Source organism: Spirillospora sp. NPDC048819 (assembly GCF_040650055.1).
In the GTDB taxonomy this organism is placed as follows: Bacteria; Actinomycetota; Actinomycetes; order Streptosporangiales; family Streptosporangiaceae; genus Spirillospora.
On record NZ_JBEZGN010000013.1, the window covers coordinates 39,235 to 61,749 of the forward strand.

General features: G+C 72.8%; 18 protein-coding genes. 9 read left to right on the forward strand and 9 right to left on the reverse strand.

Translation table 11 applies throughout. From position 1 onward, the window contains the following. Nucleotides 1-2 precede the first annotated feature (2 nt). Nucleotides 3-5,891 carry a TIR domain-containing protein gene (locus AB0C35_RS19260; protein ID WP_358457468.1) on the reverse strand — a complete coding sequence of 1,963 codons (5,889 nt, stop codon included), beginning with the start codon at nt 5,889-5,891 and terminating at the stop codon, nt 3-5. Nucleotides 5,892-5,949: 58 nt separating this feature from the next. Between AB0C35_RS19260 and AB0C35_RS19265 the strand changes: the two genes are divergently transcribed. After that, nucleotides 5,950-7,182 carry an SLC13 family permease gene (locus AB0C35_RS19265; RefSeq protein WP_358457471.1) on the forward strand — a complete coding sequence of 411 codons (1,233 nt, stop codon included), beginning with the start codon at nt 5,950-5,952 and terminating at the stop codon, nt 7,180-7,182. A gap of 41 nt (nt 7,183-7,223) precedes the next feature. On the opposite strand, the gene AB0C35_RS19270 is transcribed toward AB0C35_RS19265, so the two are convergent. The 3 genes from AB0C35_RS19270 to AB0C35_RS19280 are packed head-to-tail and all read right to left on the reverse strand — an operon-like array spanning nt 7,224 to nt 9,925. Continuing rightward, the gene (locus tag AB0C35_RS19270; RefSeq protein WP_358457474.1) at nt 7,224-8,108 is read right to left on the reverse strand and encodes an inositol monophosphatase; all 885 of its coding nucleotides are present in this window, start codon (nt 8,106-8,108) and stop codon (nt 7,224-7,226) included. A 31-nt stretch (nt 8,109-8,139) separates the two neighbouring features. Then, the gene (locus tag AB0C35_RS19275; RefSeq protein ID WP_358457476.1) at nt 8,140-8,889 is read right to left on the reverse strand and encodes a hypothetical protein; all 750 of its coding nucleotides are present in this window, start codon (nt 8,887-8,889) and stop codon (nt 8,140-8,142) included. 22 nt (nt 8,890-8,911) lie between these two features. Beyond that, nucleotides 8,912-9,925, reverse strand: a complete 1,014-nt coding sequence (locus AB0C35_RS19280) for a hypothetical protein (protein WP_358457479.1) — start codon at nt 9,923-9,925, stop codon at nt 8,912-8,914. Nucleotides 9,926-10,149: 224 nt separating this feature from the next. Here AB0C35_RS19280 and AB0C35_RS19285 point away from each other — a divergent pair, with 224 nt between their 5' ends. Beyond that, on the forward strand, nt 10,150-11,301 hold the full coding sequence (locus tag AB0C35_RS19285) for a histidine kinase (RefSeq protein ID WP_358457482.1): 1,152 nt from the start codon (nt 10,150-10,152) through the stop codon (nt 11,299-11,301). Nucleotides 11,302-11,393: 92 nt separating this feature from the next. Further along, nucleotides 11,394-13,511, forward strand: a complete 2,118-nt coding sequence (uvrB, locus tag AB0C35_RS19290; protein WP_358457485.1) for an excinuclease ABC subunit UvrB — start codon at nt 11,394-11,396, stop codon at nt 13,509-13,511. A gap of 15 nt (nt 13,512-13,526) precedes the next feature. Here uvrB and AB0C35_RS19295 read toward each other — a convergent pair whose 3' ends face one another. Beyond that, nucleotides 13,527-14,360 carry a GNAT family N-acetyltransferase gene (locus tag AB0C35_RS19295; RefSeq protein WP_358457488.1) on the reverse strand — a complete coding sequence of 278 codons (834 nt, stop codon included), beginning with the start codon at nt 14,358-14,360 and terminating at the stop codon, nt 13,527-13,529. Between the two features lie 203 nt (nt 14,361-14,563). Between AB0C35_RS19295 and AB0C35_RS19300 the strand changes: the two genes are divergently transcribed. The 3 genes from AB0C35_RS19300 to AB0C35_RS19310 all read left to right on the forward strand — a co-directional run bounded on the left by AB0C35_RS19300 (nt 14,564) and on the right by AB0C35_RS19310 (nt 17,090). After that, complete coding sequence (locus AB0C35_RS19300) at nt 14,564-15,082, forward strand: hypothetical protein (RefSeq protein ID WP_358457490.1); 519 nt, start codon at nt 14,564-14,566, stop codon at nt 15,080-15,082. A 389-nt stretch (nt 15,083-15,471) separates the two neighbouring features. Further along, on the forward strand, nt 15,472-15,975 hold the full coding sequence (locus AB0C35_RS19305; RefSeq protein WP_358457493.1) for a GNAT family N-acetyltransferase: 504 nt from the start codon (nt 15,472-15,474) through the stop codon (nt 15,973-15,975). Nucleotides 15,976-16,055: 80 nt separating this feature from the next. Then, nucleotides 16,056-17,090, forward strand: a complete 1,035-nt coding sequence (locus AB0C35_RS19310) for an SGNH/GDSL hydrolase family protein (protein WP_358457496.1) — start codon at nt 16,056-16,058, stop codon at nt 17,088-17,090. Here AB0C35_RS19310 and AB0C35_RS19315 read toward each other — a convergent pair. Next, a complete protein-coding gene (locus AB0C35_RS19315) occupies nt 17,087-17,659 on the reverse strand; it encodes a TetR family transcriptional regulator (protein ID WP_358457498.1) in 573 nt (190 codons plus the stop codon). The two genes, AB0C35_RS19310 and AB0C35_RS19315, sit on opposite strands and share 4 nt — an antisense overlap. Nucleotides 17,660-17,730: 71 nt before the next feature. Here AB0C35_RS19315 and AB0C35_RS19320 point away from each other — a divergent pair, with 71 nt between their 5' ends. Together AB0C35_RS19320 and AB0C35_RS19325 are read left to right on the forward strand one after the other, a co-directional pair. Continuing rightward, nucleotides 17,731-18,309, forward strand: a complete 579-nt coding sequence (locus AB0C35_RS19320; protein ID WP_358457501.1) for a dihydrofolate reductase family protein — start codon at nt 17,731-17,733, stop codon at nt 18,307-18,309. A gap of 55 nt (nt 18,310-18,364) precedes the next feature. Further along, nucleotides 18,365-19,348 carry a CapA family protein gene (locus AB0C35_RS19325; RefSeq protein WP_358457503.1) on the forward strand — a complete coding sequence of 328 codons (984 nt, stop codon included), beginning with the start codon at nt 18,365-18,367 and terminating at the stop codon, nt 19,346-19,348. A 29-nt stretch (nt 19,349-19,377) separates the two neighbouring features. Here AB0C35_RS19325 and AB0C35_RS19330 read toward each other — a convergent pair whose 3' ends face one another. Together AB0C35_RS19330 and AB0C35_RS19335 are read right to left on the reverse strand one after the other, a co-directional pair. Then, nucleotides 19,378-20,283 (reverse strand): SDR family oxidoreductase, encoded by a 906-nt coding sequence (locus tag AB0C35_RS19330; RefSeq protein WP_358457506.1) that lies wholly within the window; start codon nt 20,281-20,283, stop codon nt 19,378-19,380. Nucleotides 20,284-20,292: 9 nt separating this feature from the next. Continuing rightward, nucleotides 20,293-20,880 carry a TetR/AcrR family transcriptional regulator gene (locus AB0C35_RS19335; protein WP_358457509.1) on the reverse strand — a complete coding sequence of 196 codons (588 nt, stop codon included), beginning with the start codon at nt 20,878-20,880 and terminating at the stop codon, nt 20,293-20,295. A gap of 127 nt (nt 20,881-21,007) precedes the next feature. Between AB0C35_RS19335 and AB0C35_RS19340 the strand changes: the two genes are divergently transcribed. Beyond that, nucleotides 21,008-22,018 carry a hypothetical protein gene (locus tag AB0C35_RS19340; RefSeq protein ID WP_358457511.1) on the forward strand — a complete coding sequence of 337 codons (1,011 nt, stop codon included), beginning with the start codon at nt 21,008-21,010 and terminating at the stop codon, nt 22,016-22,018. Here AB0C35_RS19340 and AB0C35_RS19345 read toward each other — a convergent pair. Further along, nucleotides 21,987-22,505, reverse strand: coding sequence for a hypothetical protein (locus tag AB0C35_RS19345; protein WP_358457514.1), 519 nt, complete (start codon nt 22,503-22,505; stop codon nt 21,987-21,989). The two genes, AB0C35_RS19340 and AB0C35_RS19345, sit on opposite strands and share 32 nt — an antisense overlap. Between the last annotated feature and the right edge of the window lie 10 nt (nt 22,506-22,515).

Below are 22,515 nucleotides of genomic sequence, written 5' to 3' on the forward strand. Positions count from 1 at the left end.
AGTCAGAACGGGGAGTCGAGGGGGAGGCGGTGGACGTCGGGGAGGTAGGGGTCCAGTTCGCCGGGTTCGAAGCGGCACATGCCGACGGCGTACCAGAATTCGGCGGTGGCGTTGCCCTCCCACTTGTAGCGGCCGTCGGGGGCCAGCGCGGCCCAGCCCTCGGACAGGCCGAGGAGGGTCGCGCGGCGCGCGGGGGCCGCGTCGCCGCCGACGTCCCAGAGGATGATGGCGCCGTCGTCGCCGGCGGTGGCGAGCAGTGAGCCGTCCGGGCTGAACGCGACCGACCAGACGCGCCGGGTGTGGCCGGTCAGGGTGTGCAGGAGACGTCCCGTGGCGGGGTCCCAGAGGTGCACGACCATGTCGTCGCCGGCGCTGGCGAGAAGCGTGCCGGACGGGTGGAACGCGGTCGTCCACAGGCGGCCCGTGTGGCCGGTGAGGGTGTGCAGCGCTTCGCCGGTGGACGGGTCCCAGAGGCGGACCGTGCCGTCGTTGCTCGCGCTGGCGAGGGTCTCCCCGGACGGCGAGAACGTCACGCGGTAGACGCGGTCGTCGTGGCCTTCGAGTTCGGCGGTGAGCGCGCCGGTGCGGGGATGCCACAGGCGGACGAGGCCGTCGTCGCAGCCGGTGGCGACGAGGGCGCCGGCGCCGGCGGAGGCGGGCTGGAAGTCGATGCTGCGGACGCGGCCCCGGTGGTCGGCGAGGTTGACGATCTCGCGGCCGGTCGTCCAGTACCAGAGGCGGACGGTGTCGTCGTCGTTGGCGGTGGCGAGGACGTCGCCGGCGGGCGCGAACGCGTGCGCCCAGACGTGGTCGGTCTCCACGTTCAGCTCGCGTTCGAACGTGCCCGTCCCGGCCTGCCACAGGTGGACGCCGCCGTCGTTGGTGGCGGTGGCGAGCTGGGAGTCGCGGGTGTTGAAGGTCGCGGAGGTGAGGTTGTCGGCGACGCCGCGCAGCTCGCGGATCATCCGGCCGGTGCGGGGGTCCCAGAGCCGGACGAGGCCGTCGTTGCCGCTGCCGGCGAGCATGCCGCCGTCCGGGCTGAAGGTGACGCCGGTGACGCGGCGGCCGTGGCCGCGCAGCACGACGCGGCACTGCCCGGTCTCGGCGTCCCACAGCCGGGCCGTGCCGTCGTTGCTGCTGGTGGCGAGCTGGGCGCCGTCGGGGCGGAACGCGAACGGCCACACGGCGCCGCGGTGCCCGGCCAGTTCGAGGCGCTGGCGGCCCGTCCTGGGGTCCCACAGGCGGACGGATCCGGCGCTGTCGGCGGTGGCGAGGCGGCCGCCGTCGGGGCTGAACGCCGCCTGGTAGATGCCGCCCTCGTGGCCGGACAGGGTCGCGCGGTGGCGGCCGTCCTCCCAGAGCCGGACGGACGCGTCGGTGTCGCCGGTGACGAGGAGGTTCCCGTCCGGGTGGAACGCGATGGCGTAGACGCGGCCGGTGTGGCCGAGGAGCTCCTGCCGGATCTCGCCGGTGCGGATGTCCCAGAGCCGGACGACGCCCGCCTCGTCCCCGGCGGCCAGGATGGAGCCGTCCGGATGGAACACGGCCCGGAACACGGCGCCGCGGTGGCCGGTCAGCTCCCGCAGCAGGGCCCCGTCGGTGAGGTCCCAGACGCGCAGGGTGCCGCCCGCGTCGCCGGTGACCATGAGCGGGCCCACCGGATCGAACACGGCCGTGTAGACGGGCGCGGTGTGCCCGGTCAGTTCGTGCAGCAGGGCGCCCGTCGCGGCGTCCCAGACGCGGATGGTCCCGTCGGCGGCGCCCGCCGCGACGAGGTCGCCGCGCGACGGGGAGCGCCCGCCGACGACGACCGGCCACACGCCCTCCGGGTGGACGGTGAGGGTGTGGGCGGTGTGCCCGGTGGCGAGGTCCCACAGCCGGACGGTGCCGTCCGCGGACCCGCTGGCCAGCAGGTTCCCGGCGGAGTCGAACGCCACCGCGTAGGCGCGGTCGGTGTGGCCCTGGAGGGTGCGCAGGGGGGTGCCGGTGACGGCGTCGCAGACGAGGACGCCGCCGTCCTCGGCGCCCACGGCCAGGACGGAGCCGCCGGGGCTGTAGGCGAGCGGCTGGGGGAGGCGGCTGGTCTGGAAGTGGAACCCGTACGGGACGCCGATTCCGGCGGGGGCGACCTGGATGTCGATGGGGCGGCCGGGCGCGATGGCCGCCTCCCGCAGCTCCGGCGCGTTCGCGATGCGTTCGGGGAGCGCGGCGTCGACGAGGGCGGCGCGCGTCCAGCGGCTGCCGTCGACGGCGACGTCGCGCAGGTCGGCGCGGGCCAGCCGGGCCCGCGACAGGTCGGCGCCGCGCAGGTCGGCTCCGGTCAGCCTGGCCTCGTCGAGGCGGGCCCCGGCCAGTGAGGCGTCGCGCAGGACGGCGCGGGACAGGTTCGCGCCGACGAGTTGCGCGTCGGTGAGGTCGGCGCCGGTCAGGTCGACCTCCTGCAGGTCGCGGTAGGACAGGTCCTCGCCCTGGAGGCGCGCGCCGCGCAGGTCGGTGCGCGCCGGGGTGCGCAGCCGCGTCGTGATGCGGATCGCGTTGGCGCGGGCGACGTCGTCGGCGCCGGGGTCGGCGAGGACCCCGGCCGCCCACTCCTGGCAGGCGCGGGTGTCGGCGAGGTCGCACAGGAAGTCGACGATGAGCTGGGTCAGCGCGCGTGCGCCCAGCGCGGCCGGTGCCGCGCCCCCGGCGAACTCGTCCGCGATGTGGCGGGCGACGAGCCACTCCATCACCGACGTGTGGATGAACCCGAACAGGCCCTCCGGGGTGCGGACGAGGAGGCTCCCGGCGCCGACGGCGTGCGTCACCTGGTGCGGGGACATGCGGCCGCCCGCCAGGCCGGTGAGGGTGTCGGCGACGTCGGCGAGTTCGGCGAGGCGGAGGAACTGCTCGTTGCCCTCCCACAGCCGCAGCGCGAGCGTCCCGACGGCCCGCCACATGTCGTCGGCCTTCAGCCCGGACGGGCCGCCCGCCCCGCCGACCCGGTCGGCCTCGTGGGCCAGCCACGACGACAGGATCTCGTGGTACAGGTCGGCGGGGCTGACGGCCCGGCGGGCCTGCGCGACGGCGCGGAGCCGCTCCTCGGGCAGGTCGGCGATGAACGACAGCATCCGCGGGTTGGACGTCAGCGCCAGCAGCTCCTCGATGCCCGCGAGCAGGTCCAGGCGCGCCTCGGCCACATCCTCGTCGCCGTACCGGTTGACGAGGTACGAGCGGACCTGCGGGGGTGTGAAGTCCTCCAGCCCGAGGACGCGCCTGTGCGGCAGGACGCCGACCCTCTCGCCGAGCGCGGTCAGCACCTGCGCCTGCGACTTGAAGTGCTGCGTGCGGCTCGCCACGACGATCTTGGCCTTGTCCTGGGCGGCCTGCAGCAGCGCGTCGAGGTGGTCGGCGGCCTGGTCGTAGGTCATTCGCGTCACCAGCTCGTCGAACCCGTCGAACAGCAGGACGATGCGTCCCTGGCGGAGCATGTAGTGGAACGCCTTGAGGTCGATCAGCTCCTCGCCGTGGTTGGCCAGATGCGCGGCGACGAGGCCGTCCACCGAGTGCGCCTTGTCGAGGGCCCGCAGCTCGATGAGGATCGGGATGACGTGCGGCAGCTCCTCGGGGACGCGGCGGGCCAGCTCGCGCAGCGCGAACGTCTTGCCGCGGCCGAAGTCGCCGAGCAGCAGCAGGAACCGGCCGTGGTCGGCGGCCAGCAGCCGCAGCATCTCGCCGACCACGTCGTCGTGGACGTCGCGGCCCGTCTCGGCGCCGGGCGGGCGGCCGGGCTCGCCGTCCCGCCGCCCGGACGGCGCGCCGGCGCCGAGCCGGTCGAGTTCCCGGTAGCGCTGCGGGACGTACAGGGACGGCGGGTACAGGCCGCCGGCGGAGAGCCGTCCCGTCTGCGCGGTCACGTATTCGGAGAGGTCGACGAGGCCCTGGAACTCGGTGAGGCTCCGCACGCGGATGCCGCGCCGCAGCGCGTCGTCGCGCAGCGACCGGGCGGGCGCGGGCCCCAGGTACACCAGCTCGGACCCGTGGTCGGTGCCGTCGGCGTGCACATGCCGGACGAACGCGTCCACGTCCGCCTCGGTCACCTGGCCCACGTGCGCGCCGATGCGGTACTGCCGGACGAACCCGTCCTCCAGGTGGGTGAGGAGCAGGTGCGGCGGGTCCGCCCGGCCGTCCTCACGCGGCGGCGGGACGATGCGCCGGATCGTCGCGCGTTCGAACCGCGTCTCGCACGCCTCCGTCAGGCGGTCGAGGAGACGCGCCGCGGGGTCGGGGACCGGGTCGGCGGCTCCGCCCGCGCCCGGCCCGAGTTCCGGGACGGGCGGGGCCGGCGGCGTCTCGGCGCGCGGCGGCGGGAACGTTCCGGTGACCTTCGTCCAGGGCCGATCGAGGCGTTCCGGGCCGCGCCGTTCGGCGTCCTCGGGGATCCACCGCCGCAGGCCGTCCCGCTCCACGACCACGATCTGGTGGCGGCCGGGCCCGAGCGCCGGGACGGACGGGACGCCGCCGCCCATCAGGGGGATCGCGCCGAACTCCGACTCCGTCCCCTGGAAGAACAGGTTGACGTGGCCGCCGAGGAGCATCTCGACGGTCTCGGGGTCGCGCAGCGCGCCGGGCTCCCCGGGGACCGGCGTGTGCTCGACCGCGGCGAGGCGGAGCCAGCCGTCGTCCTCGAAGTGCCGCAGCCGCTCGTTGAACCAGGCGGCCTGCGCCCGGCCGACCCGCCCGTACCGGTCCTCCTCGCGGTGGGTCTGCGGCAGCGTCGAGTTGAGGCCGGCGACCGCGACCCGCAGGTCGGGGACGGGGAACAGCGTCCACGGCTGGGCGCTGTCGAAGATGAGCGCGTCGATGCCCTGGTAGAACTCCTTGAACAGCCCCGCGTAGTGCCGCCATTTCGGCCAGTACGGCGGCTGCGGCTCGATGTCGTCGGCCTCGCAGCTGGAGAAGTACGCCTGGCAGGCCGCGCGGGTGACGTCGTGGGTGCCGGGGACGAGCACGACGCGCTGCGCCTCCAGCCCGAGCAGGGCCCGCAGGCTCGTCAGGAACGACAGGGCCTCGGCGAACTCCTTGCGGCTGCCCGAGTGGGTGATGTTGCCGGTGACGAGGAGCAGGTCGGGGCGCGGCACACCGGAGTCGGCCAGCCGCGTCACGTCGCTCCAGATGCGGTCCTGCAGCTCGGTGGCGGTGGTGGGCTCGCCGGGCTCGGCGAGCGTCCGCCCGAACCGGGGGCCGGCGACGTGCAGGACGCTCAGCCGCTCGCGCGGCTCCTCGCCGCCGCCGGCCGCGGGGAACGCCGGCGCCGCCACGGGCGCGCGCCGCGCGGGCCGCTCCCCGGCCGGTTCCGGTCGTTCGCCGCCGGCGTCCTCCAGACGGCCGATGAGGGGTTCGCGGTCTCCGGGGCCGCCGGGGCCGCCCCGGCCCGTCCCGGGGAAGCCGGGGCCGTCCTGGGGGCGCGCGTGGCCGGCGAGGGCCTCGCCGATGCGCCGCATCAGCATCCCGCGCGCCTCGTCCGGGTCGTCGACCCCCACGAGGTCGACGTAGGTGATCGTGGACAGCAGCCCGTCGATCGGGCAGTCCTCGATGCGGACCGTGACCAGCTTGCGGGCCGGGTCGTCCGGGTCGGCCCGCAGCGCCGCCATCCACTCCATCCGCCCGTACCGGGAGCGCAGGTAGTTGCGCGACAGCACCGCGACGACGGCCCTGGCCTCCGACAGGCCCCGGTCCATGAAGTCGATGAAGTTGGTGCCGGGGACGAAGTCCCACGCCTGCATCATCGTCCGGTGCCCCGCCGCCTCCAGCTGCCAGGCGATCCAGGACGCCCACCGCTCGTCCGCGGGGGAGTAGCTGATGAAGAAGTCGGTCGGACGCTCCTGCCTCGTGTGGCCGCCGGGGGGTGTCATGCCGCCAGTATCGCGCGGCGGGGCGACGAAAGCAGTGCCCCGCGCCACCTATGGGATCATGTCGCGCGTGTCACCCCGGATCGAGATCCTGCGCCGCGCGGCCGGCCGGCTGGGCGTTCTGGACTGGATCCGCATCGGGGTGCTCGTCTCCGGCCTGGTGTTCGTCGCCACCGGCCTGCTGCCCGCCGCCACGGCGCGCTCCAGCGTCGAGCGGATCGCGCCCCTGCTGCTGTTCCTGTTCAGCGTCATCGTCCTGGCGGAGCTCACCAAGGAGGCCGGGGTCTTCGACGCGATCGCGCAGCGGATGGCGCGGGCGGGACGCGGCAACTATGCGGCGCTGTTCCTGCTGTGCGTCGCGTTCGCGTCGCTCACCACCGTTTTCCTCAACCTCGACACGACCGCGGTGCTGCTGACTCCCGTCATGCTGGCGCTGGCGGCGCGCGCGCGGATCGCGACCCTCCCGCTGGCCATGACGACGGTCTGGCTGGCCAACACGGCCAGCCTTCTCCTGCCGGTGTCGAACCTGACGAACCTGCTCGCCGCCGACCGCGTCGCGCTGGGGACCCGCGCGTTCGCCGCCCGCATGTGGGCTCCGCAGCTCGCGGCCCTGGCGGTCACGATGGCGCTGCTGTGGGCGTTCTACTGGCGGCGGCGGATGCGAGGCGCCGACTCCTACGACCCGCCCGCGCCCGCGCCCGTCCGGGACCGGACGCTGTTCTCCGCGACCGGGCTCGCGTGCCTGATGTTCATCGGCGCGATCCTCGCCGGCGTGCACACCGGGATCCAGCTCGGCCTCGCCGCGACCGCCGCCGCCGCCGTGGCCGTGGCCGCGTTCGCCGTCCGCGACAGGGCGGCGCTGCGTCCCGCGCTCATCCCGTGGCGGCTCATGGTGTTCGTCACCGGCCTGTTCCTGGTCGTTCCCACGCTGGAGCGGTTCGGGCTGGACGACGTCATGCGCGCCGTGATCGGCGGGGACGACGGCGTCGCGGGCGCGTTCCGGGCCGCGTTCGCGGGTGCGGGACTGTCGAACGTCCTCAACAACCTCCCCGCGTACGTGGCGGGGGAGTCGGCCGTGCCCGCGTCGAACAAGGACCAGCTCCTGTCGCTGCTCATCGGGACGAACGTGGGGCCCGTCATCACGCCGTGGGGGTCGCTCGCGACGCTGCTGTGGTTCGAGTGGTGCCGCCGGTGGGACGTCCGGGTCCCCATGCGCAAGTTCGTGCTGACGGGGACCGTTCTGGCCGTGGTGGGCTGTGCGGCCACCGTCCCGGCGCTCCTGCTGACCGGCTGAACCGCCGCCGGGGCTCCCTGCCGAAGCTCACCGGCCGAAGCTCATCGTGGGGGACGGACGCGGCCGTCCCGGTTCGTGATCCTCGCCGTGGTCTCCACGAGGCGGTCGAGCAGTTCCGGGCGCGCGGCCACGAAACCGAGCTCGGACGCCGGACGGTCGATGCCCAGCGCGTACGGGCGCCCGTCCAGGCGGCGCAGCTCGGCTCCGGCCTCCGCTGCCAGCAGCGCCCCGGCGGGCAGGTCCACGATCTCGGGCAGGTAGCCGACGATCCCGTCGATGTCGCCGCGCGCCAGCATCGCCCACGCCACCAGTGGCGCCCACAGCTGCAGCATCCGCGCGCACTGCCCCTCCAGGGCCGAACGCAGCCCGAACGCGACGGGATCGTCCGACCTGACCTGATGCCCTTGCGTCCACGCCAGGACCGGATTCCTCTCCCGCCCCGGCCGCGGCCGATCGGCGAGCGTCAGCGGCTCCCCGTCCGGCCCCAGGGCGCCCTTACCGCGCACCGCCGACCACGTCCGTCCCGCCACCGGGTCGTGGACGACGCCCAGAACGGGCTCTGCGCGCGCGCACAACGCAAGACCCACCGCGTACACTGGCATGCCGATCGCCACGTTGTTGGTGCCGTCCAGCGGATCGACGAGCCAGACCATCTCCGCACCGGGCGCGCCTTCGAGCACCCCGGACTCCTCGGCGATGATGCGGTGCCCCGGATACGCCGCCCTCAGCCGCCCGAGGATCAGTTCCTCGGCGGCCGTGTCCAGGTCGGTCACCACGTCGCCGCCCGTGCCCTTCGGACGGACGCCCAGAGGCCCGCTCACCCCGGCGGACAGCAGCGCACCCGCCGCCGCGGCCGTGTCCACCGCCACGCGGCGGGCCTCCGAGAGATCGACCGGAAGGGCCGGTGACGGGGTCGTGGATCTCATCGGGCCTCTCCAGTCGGGTCCGGCGTCCGGCCTACCGGCGCGCCGAGCGGCGGCGCCGCTGCGGATCAGTGGACGGGCGCTCGCCGGGACCGGCCGCGGCCCGCGGATGCGCCGCCGCGATCCTGCGGGCCGAACGGCGCAGGGCGCGCACGGTGTCGGCGTGGTCGGAACGTGAACGGTGCACACGGTGCGAGGGGACGCCCAGAGGGCCGAGGGACAGGTCGCCGCCGCCGGGCGTCTGCCGCCCCAGCGCGACCGTCGCGGCGTCCAGGCCGTCCTCGATGAGCGTGGTGTGGAACACGCCGGCCGGCAGCGTGTACGACTCGCCGGTCCGGTGCGCGCTGGAACGGCCGGGAGAGCAGCGGACGGTGCGCCCGGTCGCCCTCAGCTCGTCCACGCCGCCCTCGCTGACGACCTCGAAGATCTGCCGCGCCTCCTCTGCGGGCGCCCCGCCCGGCGTATCGCCGGGGGCTTCGTCTATGTCCATGCGCACGTTCCGGACCGTCCCGTACAGGACGAAGCTCACCAGATCCCAGCTGTGGCAGTGCACCGGCGACGTGGTGGACGGGGCGGGGCGCACCTCCGGCGTCCAGATGTGCAGGCACACGCCGAAGTCGCCGCTGCGCTCCACGGGAAGGCACACGAACCCCAGCGGATGGCGCACTGCCGGGACGGGCGAACGACCCGCCGCCACGTCGTCCAGGACGCGCCCGGCCCACGCCGGCAGCGTCCGCGCCGCTGTACCGGCCCGGATCTCCTCGCGGATCTCCTCGTACCTCACTCCGGCGGCCCCATCACTCGCGTCATTCGTAGGGATCCTTGGCCCGCAGCGCCTTCCGGATGACCTCGATGACGTCGCGGTCGGTGTAGCCCTGCGGAAGGTCGATCCCGATCACCTCGAAGAGCTTGCGGGCCTCCTCGACGGTCGGCTCGTCGTCCAGCGGCGCGAGCCGCGCCTGCTCGACGGGCACGCGGCGCGCCTGGTCGAGGCTCGTCTGCAGCTCCGCGCTCACCCAGCTGTAGTAGAACTTGTTGCTGTCCACGACCAGCGCCTCGCCGCGCGGATCGTCGCGGGTCACCACGACCCGGGACGCCGCCAGGTCGTACCGCAGCGTCGTCATCGTCCGCGCCAGGCCGATGTCGATGTCGAGCATCGCGAACCGCTGCTTGTGCCAGCACGCCGCGAGGATCGTGGCGTAGGCCTCCTTGCGGGTGCGGTCCAGCGTCCACGGCTCGCCCGTCGCGTCGGGCCCGTCCGACACCGAACGGCGGTGACGCGCGTACGCTTCGCAGACCTCCACGTCGGTGGGGTCGAGGATCTCCAGGCGGAACAGCAGCGTCCGGCGCTCCCTGCGGGCCGTCGCCACGCACTCGGGCAGCGTCCGCGCACGGATGTAGGTGCCCGTCCCGCCTTTGAAGAACCACCGGTCGGTGTCGCGGCGCGCCTCTTCGAGGACCTGCGCCACCTGCGTGCCGCTGATGACGCGGACGACCGTGGTCTCGTCCAGGGCGCGCTTGGTGTCGGACAGGACGTTCTCGAACCCCTCGATGTGGGTCAGCCTGCCGCTCAGGTCGTCCAGGGTGGTCGAGGACGCGCGCAGGGTGTCGCGGACCTCGGCCTCGACCGGGATGCGGCGGCTGCGGTCCCGCAGCACCGACGTCGCCAGGAGGCCGATGACCGCCAGGATCGCGCTGTTGGTGATCTCCGCCTCGTTCGGCAGCTTCACGCCGACGCCGATCACCGCGACGGTGACGGCGAGGACGAGCGCGATCACGGCGTCGGCGTTCTTCCCGAGCCAGTTGGCGAAGCGGGTCATCTTCTGCGGTTACCCCGTCCTAGGTCGGCGCCGAGGGCGCTGCGGGGGCGCGCAGGGCCGTCCCCCACGGACAGCACGGTCGGCGCCGTCATCGTAACCACAGCACCCGGAGGGCGGGAAAGGCCCGTGGGAAGGGCGATTCGCGTTTCTCCGGGGGAGGGGCGGCCCTCACCTTCCCCACCTGGACGACCTTGGCGGCGCGCGGCTCGCTATAGGCTCGACGCATGCGCGCGCGGGGCTGGTGGTCGGCGGCGTGGCCGACACGCAGGTCACGCGCGCTCGACGTCTCCCTCGCCGTCGCGCTGGCCGCAGGGGACGGAACGTTCCTGTGGTTCGCCGAGCAGGATTTCTGGCTGCCGCCGCCGGTCGTGTCGGTGTGCAGCGTCGTCCTCGGCCTGGCCACGGTCGTGCGCCGCATCCACCCCGCGGGCCTCGCGCTGTTCATGGTGGTCTTCGGGACGATCACCGGCGCGGGCGTGTTCTCCGCGCTCGTCATCCTGTACTCGCTCGCGGCCTACACCGCGTCCCGCCGGACGGTGCTGACCATCGCCGTCTTCGGCTACGTCTTCTCGCTCGCCCTCCCCTCTCCGACGGCGGGCAACGAGGCGTTCATCGTGCAGGCGATCTTCGGGGTCGCCTTCATCGCCGTCCCTGTCCTGCTCGGCCTGTACATGGGTGCGCGCAAGCAACTCCTCGTATCGCTCCAGGAACGCGCGGCGCGCCTGGAACGGGAACAGCACCTTCTCGCAGAGCGCGCGCGAGGAGAGGAACGGACCCGCATCGCCCGGGAAATGCACGACGTGGTCGCCAACAGGATCAGCGTCATGGTCGTGCACGCGGGGGCGCTCAAGGCGATCGCCGTCCGCGACCCCGTGCGGGCCGCCGAGACCGCCACCGTCATCGGGGACATGGGACGCCAGGCGCTGGAGGAGCTCCGCCACGTCATCGGGGTCCTCAGGCAGGGCGAGGAGGCCCTGCCCCATGAAGCCGTGACCCTCGCCCACGTCCGCGAACTCGTCGGGCAGTCCGGCGCCGCAGGCCTCCGCGTCGACCTGTCGGTGCGCGGTGACGAGCAGCCCATGCCCGCCGCCGTCGGACGGACGGTCTACCGCCTCGTCCAGGAGGCGCTGACCAACGTCCACAAGCACGCCGGCGCCGCCGACACCCGCGTCGACCTGGGCCTCCTGCCCGGGGCGGTCGAGGTGGAGATCACCAACGACCCGCCCACGGCCCGTCCCGACCACCGGCTCCCGAGTGGCGGGAACGGCCTGGTCGGGCTCCGCGAGCGCGTCACCGCCCTCGGCGGCACCTTCGAGGCCGGTCCCCGCCGGGGCGGCTACGCCGTCCGCGCCAAGATCCCCCTTCCAGCGTCCTGACCTGCGGAGATACCGATTGTCCTACCCGCTGAATACAGTGGTGGGGCAGGGGAGGACACCGGACCGGATCCGGCCAACGGGAAGAGGCGACGATGCGGCCGATCACCGATCTGCGGCGCCGCGTGGCGCCGTTCGAGGTCGTCACGGAGATGACGCCGTCGGGCGACCAGCCGACGGCGATCGCCGAGCTCACCGCCCGCATCGACGGCGGCGACAAGGACTCGGTGCTGCTCGGCGCCACCGGCACCGGCAAGACCGCCACGATCGCGTGGCTGGTGGAGAAGGTGCAGCGGCCCGTCCTGGTCATGCAGCCGAACAAGACCCTCGCCGCCCAGTTCGCCAACGAGCTGCGCGAGATGATGCCGAACAACGCCGTCGAGTACTTCGTCTCCTACTACGACTACTACCAGCCCGAGGCGTACATCCCGCAGACCGACACCTACATCGAGAAGGACTCCTCGATCAACGACGAGGTCGACCGGCTGCGGCACTCGGCGACCAACTCGCTGCTCACCCGCCGCGACACCGTCGTCGTCGCGTCCGTCTCCTGCATCTACGGCCTCGGCACCCCGCAGGAGTACGTCGACCGCATGGTCCGCCTCCGCGTCGGCCAGGAGATCGAGCGCGACGACCTGCTCCGGCAGCTCGTCGGCATGCAGTACACCCGCAACGACCTCGCGTTCACCCGCGGCACCTTCCGGGTCCGCGGCGACACCATCGAGATCATCCCGCAGTACGAGGAACTCGCCGTCCGCATCGAGATGTTCGGCGACGAGATCGAGAAGCTCGCCACCCTGCACCCCCTCACCGGCGAGCTGATCACCGAGGACGACGAGCTGTACGTCTTCCCGGCCTCCCACTACGTCGCCGGGCCCGAGCGGATGGAGCGGGCCATCCGCGACATCGAGGCCGAGCTGGAGGACGTCCTCGCCGTCATGGAGCGGCAGGGCAAGATGCTGGAGGCGCAGCGCCTGCGCATGCGCACCGCCTACGACATCGAGATGATGCGGCAGGTCGGCACCTGCTCCGGCATCGAGAACTACTCCCGCCACATCGACGGCCGCGGCCCCGGCACCGCGCCGAACACCCTGCTCGACTACTTCCCCGAGGACTTCCTCCTCGTCATCGACGAGTCCCACCAGACCGTCCCGCAGATCGGCGCGATGTACGAGGGCGACGCGTCCCGCAAGCGGATGCTGGTCGAGCACGGCTTCCGGCTGCCGTCCGCCATGGACAACCGTCCCCTCAAGTGGGAGGAGTTCCTCGACCGCATCGGCCAGACCGTCTACCTGTCGGCCACGCCCGGCACCTACGAGATGAACCGCGTCAAGGGCGACGTCGTCGAGCAGGTGATCCGCCCGACCGGCCTCATCGACCCCGAGATCGTCGTGAAGCCGACCAAGGGCCAGATCGACGACCTCATCCACGAGATCCGCGAGCGCACCGAACGCGACGAACGCGTCCTGGTCACCACCCTCACCAAGAAGATGTCGGAGGACCTCACCGACTACCTCCTGGAACTCGGCATCCAGGTCCGCTATCTGCACAGCGAGGTCGACACGCTGCGCCGCATCGAGCTGCTCCGCGAGCTGCGCGCCGGCGAGTTCGACGTCCTGGTCGGCATCAACCTGCTCCGCGAGGGCCTCGACCTGCCCGAGGTGTCCCTCGTCGCGATCCTGGACGCCGACAAGGAGGGCTTCCTGCGCTCGGAGACGTCCCTCATCCAGACGATCGGCCGCGCGGCCCGCAACGTCTCCGGCCAGGTCCACATGTACGCCGACACCGTCACCCCGTCGATGGAACGCGCGATCGACGAGACCAACCGCCGCCGCGCCAAGCAGCAGGCCTACAACGACGAGCACGGCATCGAGCCGCAGGCCCTCCGCAAGCGCATCGCCGACATCCTCGACTCCCTCGTCCGCGAGGACGCCGACACCGAGACCCTCCTCGGCGGCGCCGGCCGCCAGCAGAGCCGCGGCAAGGCCCCCGTCCCCGGCCTCGCGTCCCGCACCAGGGAGGTGGGCCGGCACGCCGCCGACCTCGTCGGCGAACGCCCCCGCGAGGAGATGGAGGCCCTCATCGAGCAGATGACCGCGCAGATGCACCAGGCCGCCGCCGACCTCCAGTTCGAGCTCGCCGCCCGCCTCCGCGACGAGATCAAGGAACTCAAACGCGAACTCCGCGACATGAAGGAGGCGGGCGTCAAGTAGGGGCGCGGCCGGGCGTCAGGCGAACGAGAGCATGACGCGGTCCTCGACCGGCCGGTAGCCGAGCCGCCGGTACACGCCGTTGCTCGTCGGGTTGGCGAGATCGGTGAACAGCACGACGTCGGCGGCGCCCGCGTCCAGCGCCGCGCGGCTGGCCTCCGCGGTGACCGCCGCCCCGTATCCGCGGCGGCGGCGCCCGGCCGGGGTGTACACGGCGGAGACCCGTGACATCCCGGCGACGACGGGGGACCGCCACGCCATCGCCACCGGCCGCCCGCCGGCCTCCCACAGCGCGATGGCGCCCTGCCCGATCCGGGCGTCGACCCTCGCCGTGTTCACCGCGTCGTGCTCGCCGACGTCCCGGGAGAACGCCGCGGACCACTCCAGCATCAGCTCCCGGTCGCCCTCGCGGGCGATCCGCGCGGCGCCCTCCGGGGGCGGATCGGGGGCCTGCAGTTCGCCCAGCCGGTAGAGCCGCTGCCGCATCGCGACGCGGCTCACCGCCCCGGTCCGCCGCGTCCACGCCTCCGCGAACGCCTCCGCGACGGCCTGCGAACCGTTGGCCCCCGGCACCGCCGTGCCCTGCCCGGCCAGGACGTCCGCTAGCTCCGCCGCCGCCGGCTCCAGCATCGCGCTGAGCAGCGGCGGATACGCCCGGGTCCACACGAAGGTCCCTTCAACGCTCCCGCCCGCCGTCCACCCGAACAGCGCGTCTGCGTAGAGGCCGGGACCCTGCACCCGCATGTCCTCGGTCACGGTGAGCGCCACGGTGTTCCGGACGGGGTCGTCCCGCAGGAACCCGCCCGCCGCCGCGAGGAACTCTTCAAGATCGTCGGTCAGCTTCCATCCCATACCCGAGGATGACCACGACCGGCCCCCGCCCGCATCCCCTTTTCCCCGGACCGAAAGGCACGGCCCTGCCGCTGGGCCCTTCGTCATCGTCGCTTCCGGGAAGCGGCCGCCTTCCCGAAGTCAAGTGAAGGGCCGCACTCGGGAGCAGACCGCCCTCGCAGACGTGATCCAGCTCCCCCGCGAGGGTGAGAGATACTCTGCCGATGGACGCAGGCCTCGCGGCCCTACTCGGCGCCGCACTCGGATCCTTCACCACGCTCGGCGCCGCCGTCGTGAACGGCAGATTCCAGGTTCGGACGCAGTTCACCCAATGGCGCCGGCAGCATCGCCGAGACGCCTACACCGGCTACCTGGGCGCCCTCCACGACCGCGACATCGCCATGGACGCCGTGCTCGACGCGCTGCGTCCGGAGCGGCCCGATGTGGCGGACGTGGACGCAAAGGTCCGGCGGTTCGTCGACCTGGCGCGTGAGGTCCACCGCGCCATGGAGATCGTCATCATCGAGGGGCCGCCGCCGATGGTCGAGGTGGCCGAGCGCATCCATCGCGCGTCCGAAGAGCTGTCCGAGGTCACGCGGCGAATGGTGGAGAAGGCCCGTGTGGGCGATTCCGCCCGCAAGACCGCGGACGAGGCGGCCGCCGCAGAGCGTGAGCGGCGGCTTTACGCCGCGGTTCAGGAGTTCAGGCTGAAGGCGCGGGACGTCCTCGGCAACGTGGGCTGAGGCCGGGCGGACGGGGAGGCGGGCGCGGTTCTCCTCAGGCGCGATCGGGCTCCCCGTCGAGGTCGAGGGACGTGGCGAGGAAACGGTAGTACTCGCTGGTCCCCATGAGGCTCTCGTGGGTGCCGCGGGCGACGATCGCGCCCTCGTCCAGGACGATGACGTGCGCGGCGGCGTCACGCCGCGGTTCAGGAGTTCAGGGGGAAGGGCGGCGAGCACGTCGGCGCGGTCGGCCGCCACGGTGAAAGTTCAGTCATGCGGCAGACGGCCGCGCCGCCCGGCGGTGCCCTCCGTCGGACGCGGTCCCGTAAAATCGGCTGTCGGCGCGCCCGGGCGGGACGTTCGCCGGCGCGAGGCCGGAGAGCGCGCACGACTGCGGGACGGAGCATCGGGTGGGTACGGAAGTTCGCCTTGCGCGGCCGGAGGACCTGGCGGCGCTGCCGTCGATCGAGATCTCGGGCGAAGCGATGTTCGCGGAGATCGGGATCGTGTTCCCTCCCGGTCCGACCGTGATCGAGCAGATGACCGGCAAGGACGCGGAGATCGTCGTGGCCGGTGATCCGCCGGTGGGGTTCGCGGCGGTCGAGGAGGTCGACGGCGCCGCGCACCTGGAGCAGATCTCGGTGCGCGGCGACCTGACGGGCACGGGGATCGGCGCCCGGCTGCTGGACGCGGTGATGGCGCGGGCCGCCGAGGCGGGGTCGCCCGGGGTCAGCCTGCTGACGTTCCGGGACGTCGCGTGGAACGGCCCCTGGTACGCCAGGCACGGCTTCGCGGAGCTGCCCGAGGAGCGGTGGGGGCCGGGGATCAGGTCGTACTGGAACGCCGAGATCGAGGCGGGGCTGCACAAGCTGGGGCCGCGCCTGGTCATGTGGGCGCCGGCCGCCGGGACGTAAGCCGGTTGCTGATCTACAATGTAAAGGCGGGAACCCGGGACGCTTCGCGGACGTCTGCCCCATGGACGTGAAGGAGGACGATGAACAGCCCGGTGGCGTGGGTCCGGAACCGGTTCGGCCAGCGGGGCCTCGCCGTCACCGTCCTGGTGGTGCTGCTGGCACTCGGCGTCGTCCCGCTGGTGGCGCTGCCGGCGGCCCGATGCAAGGTCTTCGGCAGCGGGTGCCATGAGCCCCGGCCCGAAGTGCGCGCCGATCCGGTGGCGACCGAGAGCGCGCTCACGCCGGTCGAAGCGGCCACCTGGGGCTCTTATGTGGCGTTAGGGGATTCGTACTCCTCGGGCGTCGGCGCGGAGGCGAGCGTGGCCGACCACAACCCTCTCGACCGGTGCCACCGGACGTCGAAGGCGTACTACCACGAGGTCTCGAAGGCCTTCCGGTTCGCGAAGGGCAGCGCGTTCTGGGCGTGCTCCGGCGCGACGACGGCCGATGTGCTGGACGGGCGGGGCGGGGAACCGCCGCAGATCGGCCGCATCGGCCCTGACACCAGCCTGGTCACGCTGAGCATCGGCGGCAACGACGTCGGCTTCTCCAAGGTGCTCGCGGGATGCGTCGTCAAGCTGCCGTGGAGCAAGAGCTGCACCCGGCAGGGCGAGGACATCGCCGCGCGGATGGCCGAGTTGCGCAGGAGCCTGCCCGGTCTGCTCGACGAGATCACCGCGAAGGCGCCGCGCGCACGGGTGATCGTGATGGGGTACCCGAAGGCGTTCTCCGAGGTCAGCGGTGTGGACGGGGACAACATCACCGTGTCCGACCAGCGGTGGCTGAATGCGCGTGCCCACGACCTGGGCCGGCTGATCCGGCAGTCCGCCGTGGAGGCCGACGCGAAGATCGCCGCCCGGGACGGCCGGGGCAGCGTCGAGTTCGTCGACGCCTACAGCGCGTTCGCCGGCCACGAGGTGGGCAGCGGGGACCCGTACATGAACGGCCTGGCGCTGAACCTTTCGGCGCTCGAGGCCGAACCGCGCAGCTATCACCCGACCGCCGCCGGGCATCACGCGCTGGCCGGCCTGTTCATCGAGCAGATCAAGAAGGGCCCGGGGCGGCCGCTGTCCTAACGCGGGGCGGCGCGTTCCACCGCGACCGCCACGAGTTCCTGTACCTCGTCGTCGGAGAACACGCCCGGCAGGGTGAGGTGCTCCACGATCAGCCAGTTGAGCGCCAGGTAGAGCAGGCGGACCGTGGTGGCGTCGCCCGGGAGGCCGGAGTCCAGGTGGTGGGCGACGTTGGCCTCCACGTCCGCGCGCACCCGCTCGGTCAGGACCGACCGCAGTTCGGGCCGCCGCGTCGCCTCCAGGCGCAGTTCCAGGAGGGCCAGGTAGCCGGTGCGGAACTCGGCGACCCGGCCGACGGTGCCGCGCAGCACCTCGGTGACCTTGGCCAGGTCGCGCGGCCCCTCGAACGTCCGCGCCAGGGTGGCCGCGTCCGGTTGCAGGCGCTCGTAGATCCGCCCGCCCGCCTGCGTGAACAGGTCGTCCCGCTTGGCGAAGTAGTTGGACGCGGTGCCCGCCGGCACGCCCGCCTCGGCGTCCACCGCCCGGAACGTCAGCCCGCGCGCCCCTTCTCTGGCCAGCACCTCGATCGCGGCGTCGACCAGCGCCGCCCTCCGCTCGACGTTCCGCCGCATGTTGACACCACTCCATCTGTAGTACTACGTTCAAACCACTTCAACTAGAGTACTATGAACGGAGTTCTCATATGCGAAAGCTCGTCTACTACGTCGGCGTCAGCATCGACGGCTACATCGCCGGTCCAGGCGGCAAAGTCGACTTCTACCCGCTCGCCGACGACATGATGGCGTGGATCTGCGAGCGGTACCCGGAGACCCTCCCCACCCACGTCCGCCCGCACGTCGGCCTGGCGGAGGACGCTCCGAACCAGCGGTTCGACACACTGATGATGGGGCTCGGGACGTATCAGCCCGCGCTCGACATCGATGTGACCAGCCCGTATGCGCACATGCGGCAGTACGTCGCGTCCACCACGCTGGACGAGATCGCCGACCCCGGCGTGGAACTGGTCAGGGAGCCGCTCGGCATCGTCCGCGAGCTCAAGGCGGAGGAAGGCGACAAGGACATCTGGCTCTGCGGAGGCGGCAGGCTCGCCGCCGCCCTCCTGCCCGAGATCGACGAACTGATCGTCAAGAACTACCCCGTCGTGGCCGGCGCGGGGACCGCCGCCTTCACCGGTGCGTTCCGTCCCACACCGTTCACCCCGACCGAGCGGCGGGCGTTCAGCAACGGCGCGCAGGTCACCTGGTTCACCCGCACCCCGTGACCGGCTCCGCCCCGGCGGGTAGGGCTGTGGACGACGCCGTTGATGGGAGGAGCCGATGACCGTCACCGTGGCGCTCGCCGGTGACACCATGCTGGGCCGGGGAGTGGCGGAGGAGATCGCCGCCTCCGGACCGCACGGCCTGTTCTCCGCCGGCGTGCGCGAAGCCTTCGCGGAGGCCGACCTCGCCCTGCTGAATCTGGAGTGTTGCGTTTCCGCCCGCGGCCGGCCGTGGGACGCGCCGGGCAAGCCCTTCCATTTCCGCGCACCCCCGGACGCGGCCGGTGCGCTCGCCGATCTCGGCGTGGACTGCGTGACGCTCGCCAACAACCACGCGCTCGACTACGGCCCGGACGCGCTGGAGGACACGTTCCAGCACCTGGGAGGGGCGGGGATCCGGGTCGTCGGCGCGGGTGCGGGTCTTGAGGAGGCGCGAGAGAGCGTTGCGCTGGAGGCAGGCGGCGTCCGCGTCGCGGTCGTGGGGATCACCGATCACCCGTCCGACTTCGCCGCCGCTCCCGGCCGTCCGGGCGTCGCCCATGTCGAGTTGGAGAAGGGCGTCCCGGAGTATCTGGCGGATCAGATCCGGCGGCTCCGGCAGGGCGGCGACGTGGTGCTCGTCCTGCCGCACTGGGGGCCGAACATGATCCAGGAGCCGTTGCGCTATGTCCGGCGGGCGGCGAAGGAACTGGTGGACGCCGGCGCGGCGCTCGTCGCCGGAAGCTCGGCGCACGTCTTCCACGGCGTGGCCTGGCCGGTCGTCTTCGACATGGGCGACTTCATCGACGACTACGTCGTTGACGAGATGCTGCGCAACGACCTCGGCCTCCTGTTCCTGGTCACGTTCGACCGTACGGGGCCGTCCCGCATCGAGGCCGTGCCGCTGCGGCTCGGTTTCTGTCACACCGGCCTCGCCGAGGACGCCGACCACCGGTGGATCGCCGAGCGTTTCACCAGGGCCTGCGCCGCCTTCGGGACGCGCGTGACCGCCCACCGGGGCCGTCTCGTCATCGACGGACCGCCCCGGGCGGGCGGGTCGTAGCGGGCCCCCGGCGGTGACGGCCGGCCGGGCTAGAGCGGATCGCCCAGGGGCCCGTACTCGTCCACGAGGGCGTCGGCCCAGTGGGCGGCGAAGTCGGGTTGCGCGCCGTCCACGTCGGTGAAGCCGTACTCCTCGTACAGGCCCCAGGTCGCCAGCGCCCGCCCGGTCTTCGCCATGACGCCGGGGTCGGCCGCGAGCGCGGCCACGGCCCGTCCCAGATAGGCCGGCGTCTCGGAATGGGCGAAATGCGGGTCCTGGGCGATGGCGTCCCGCCAGTTCGCCTCGGTGACGCCGAAGTGCTCCAGGACGGCCTCCGAACGCAGGAAGCCGGGGGTGATGGCCACGGCCGCGACCCCGTGCGGCTTCAGCTCGGCGGCCTGTGCGACGGCCAGGCGGATCACCGCCGACTTCGCGAGATCATAGAAGAACGAACCGCGGTAGCGGGCGGTGTTGCCGTCGGTCACCTCCACCACGAGCCCCCGCCCGCGGGCGACCAGCAGCGGCAGCGCGTACCGGCTGGTGATCACGTGCGTCTCCACCGCCCGCCGCAGCAGCCGCAGCCCGGCGTCGAGGTCCTGCTCCCACAGCGGATGCGACCAGTCGGTCAGCGGGTCGCCGCCCCACACGGAGTTGACGAGCACGTCGAGCCGCCCGCCCTGTTCCGCCGCGATCCGCTCGACCAGTGCGCTGACCTCGTCCGGACGGCTGTGATCGGCACGGACCGGGATGCCGGCCCCACCGGCCGCCGTGACCTGCTCGGCGGTCTCCTCGATGGTCTCCGGCCGGTCGAGGTCGGAGCGTCCCGAACCACTGCTGCGCCCCGTGACGTACACGGTCGCCCCGGCGGCCCCGAGCTGGACGGCGATGCCCCGCCCACCTCCTCGCGTGCCACCCGCGACCAGCGCGACATGGTCCGTCAGCGGACGATCTTCCATGATCCCTCCCTAGGGGACGTGCGGCGCCAGGGCGGCGTCGACCTCGCGCCGGAGCCGTTCGGGCAGCGTTCCCCGCCGATCGAGGGCCCAGGTCAGCCCAGTTCCCGCGATGACGGCCTGGATGGATTCGGCCAGCGCCCCGACATCCGTCCCGGACACGAGCCCGCCCTCGGACACCGCCGCGCCGAGCAGCGTCTCGATCACCCGCCCGTTCGCCCGGTGGACGGCCAGGGCCTGCTCGTGAAGCTCCGGGTCGGTGAGGTCCATGCAGAGGAAGGCCAGATGGTTGGCGTACCTCTCCGGTGTGGTCATCTCGGACACCGTCGCCCCCGCGAACGCCCTGAGCGCCGCAAGCGCCGACGCGTGACCTTCCCGCGCCCGCTCGTGCAACGCGTCCGCGTCCCGTGCCGACTGCTTCGCGAGCGCCAGCAGCAGACCCCGCTTCGACCCGAACCGCTGGACGAGCGTGCCGGGCACGAGCCCGACCTCGTCCGCCACCGCCGCGAGCGTGAGCCTCGCCGGGCCGATCCGCCCGATCACCTCGACCGCCGCCCGCAGGATCACCGCGTCGTCCACACCCCGCGGCCGCCCCGCCATCGCATGATCCCCTCATTGATAAATGAATGTGCATTTATTAAATCGCCTCACCGCGCTCACTGCAAATCGGGACTCGCGACCACACGACCCTTAGTTACGGATGGCGACAGCCGGGTAACCGGTTGTGGTGGCGTATCAGGCTGAGCCCTCGCGGGGCGTCTCGTACCCGGTCATCGCGATGTTCATGGTGGCCGTCTTCTTCCTGAGCGCCGCCTTCGTCGCCTCCTACGTGGGCGGCCTGCACGCGCCGCACCCGCACCGCGTACCGCTCGGCGTCGTCGGGCCGGCCGAGGCCACCGCGCCGATCGAGGCGACACTGCGCCGGCAGGGCGACACCTTCGACGTGCACGCCTACCCGACGCCGGACGCCGCGCGCCGCGCGATCCGCGACCGGGACGTCTACGGCGCGTACCTGCCCCAAGAGGGCAGGCTGCTGATCACCTCCGCGTTCGGGCCCACCGCGAGCGGCCTGCTCCGCGACACCTTCGCCCGGACGGCCGCCGCCGAGGGCAGGACGCTGTCGGTGACGGACGTGGCGCCCGCCGACCCCGGCGACCCGGAAGGTCTCGTCCCGTTCTATCTCGTGATCGGATGGATCGTCAGCGCCTACCTGGTCGCCGCGATCGTCGGTCTGTACCGGGGCATGGCGGCCGCGACGTTCCGCGACGCCGTGGTGCGCCTGGCGGCCTTCGCGGTGTACGCCGCCGCCATCGGCGCCGCCGGAACGCTGATCGTGGAGCACGGCTACGGCTACCTGTCCGGCAGCCCATGGCTGCTCACCGGGATCGGCGCCCTGTGCGTGTTCGCGGTGGCGGCGGCGACCGCGGCGGCCGAGAGCCTGATCGGCATTTTCGGGACGGCCCTGGCGATCCTCGCGTTCGTGGTGCTGGGCAACCCCTCGGCGGGCGGCCCGTGGCCCCTGGAGTTCCTGGCGCCGTTCTGGCGCGCGGTCGGCCCCTGGCTGCCCAACTGGGCGGGGACCGAGGCCGTCCGCAACGCCGTCTACTTCGACGGCCACGACCTGACCCGCCCCCTGATCGTCCTGGCCGTCTACGCCGCCGTCGGCATCGCGGCCGTGCTGCTGCTCGCCGGCCGCACCAATCCCGTCATGCGCTTCCCCGACCGCTCCGGCGAATGAGGCACGCCGGCAGGGTCCCGGCGTGCGGGACCGGGCCGGACGGGAATCGGACGACGGTGTGGATGCGGTCGTGGACGACCTGGCGGACGATCACGGTCGTTCGCGGTCGTGGCGACCACCGAGGAAGCGCCGCGCGAGCTCGCCGATCTCGGCGGCGCGGTTGAGCCAGGGCGCGTGACCACCCGGGACGACGCGCAGTTCGGCGTCCGGCATGAGCGCCGCCGCGCGGCGCGCGTCTCGGCCGTCCGGCGCGCATCACCACGTTCATCAGGGCGAGCAGGCTGCCGCCGTAGGCGGGGAGGCGTTCGCAGAACGCCGCCGGGATCGTCCCGCCGATGACCATGACCAGCGGCGGCCCTTCTCCCGCGACCAGGACGTGGGCGCTGCCGCCGATGGCGGGCACGTCGATGTGGCGGGATTCCGCCGCGACCCCGTAGCGGCTCAGCGTGCGTTGCTGCGCGTTCCTGAACTCCGCATGACCGTTCATCACATGGTCC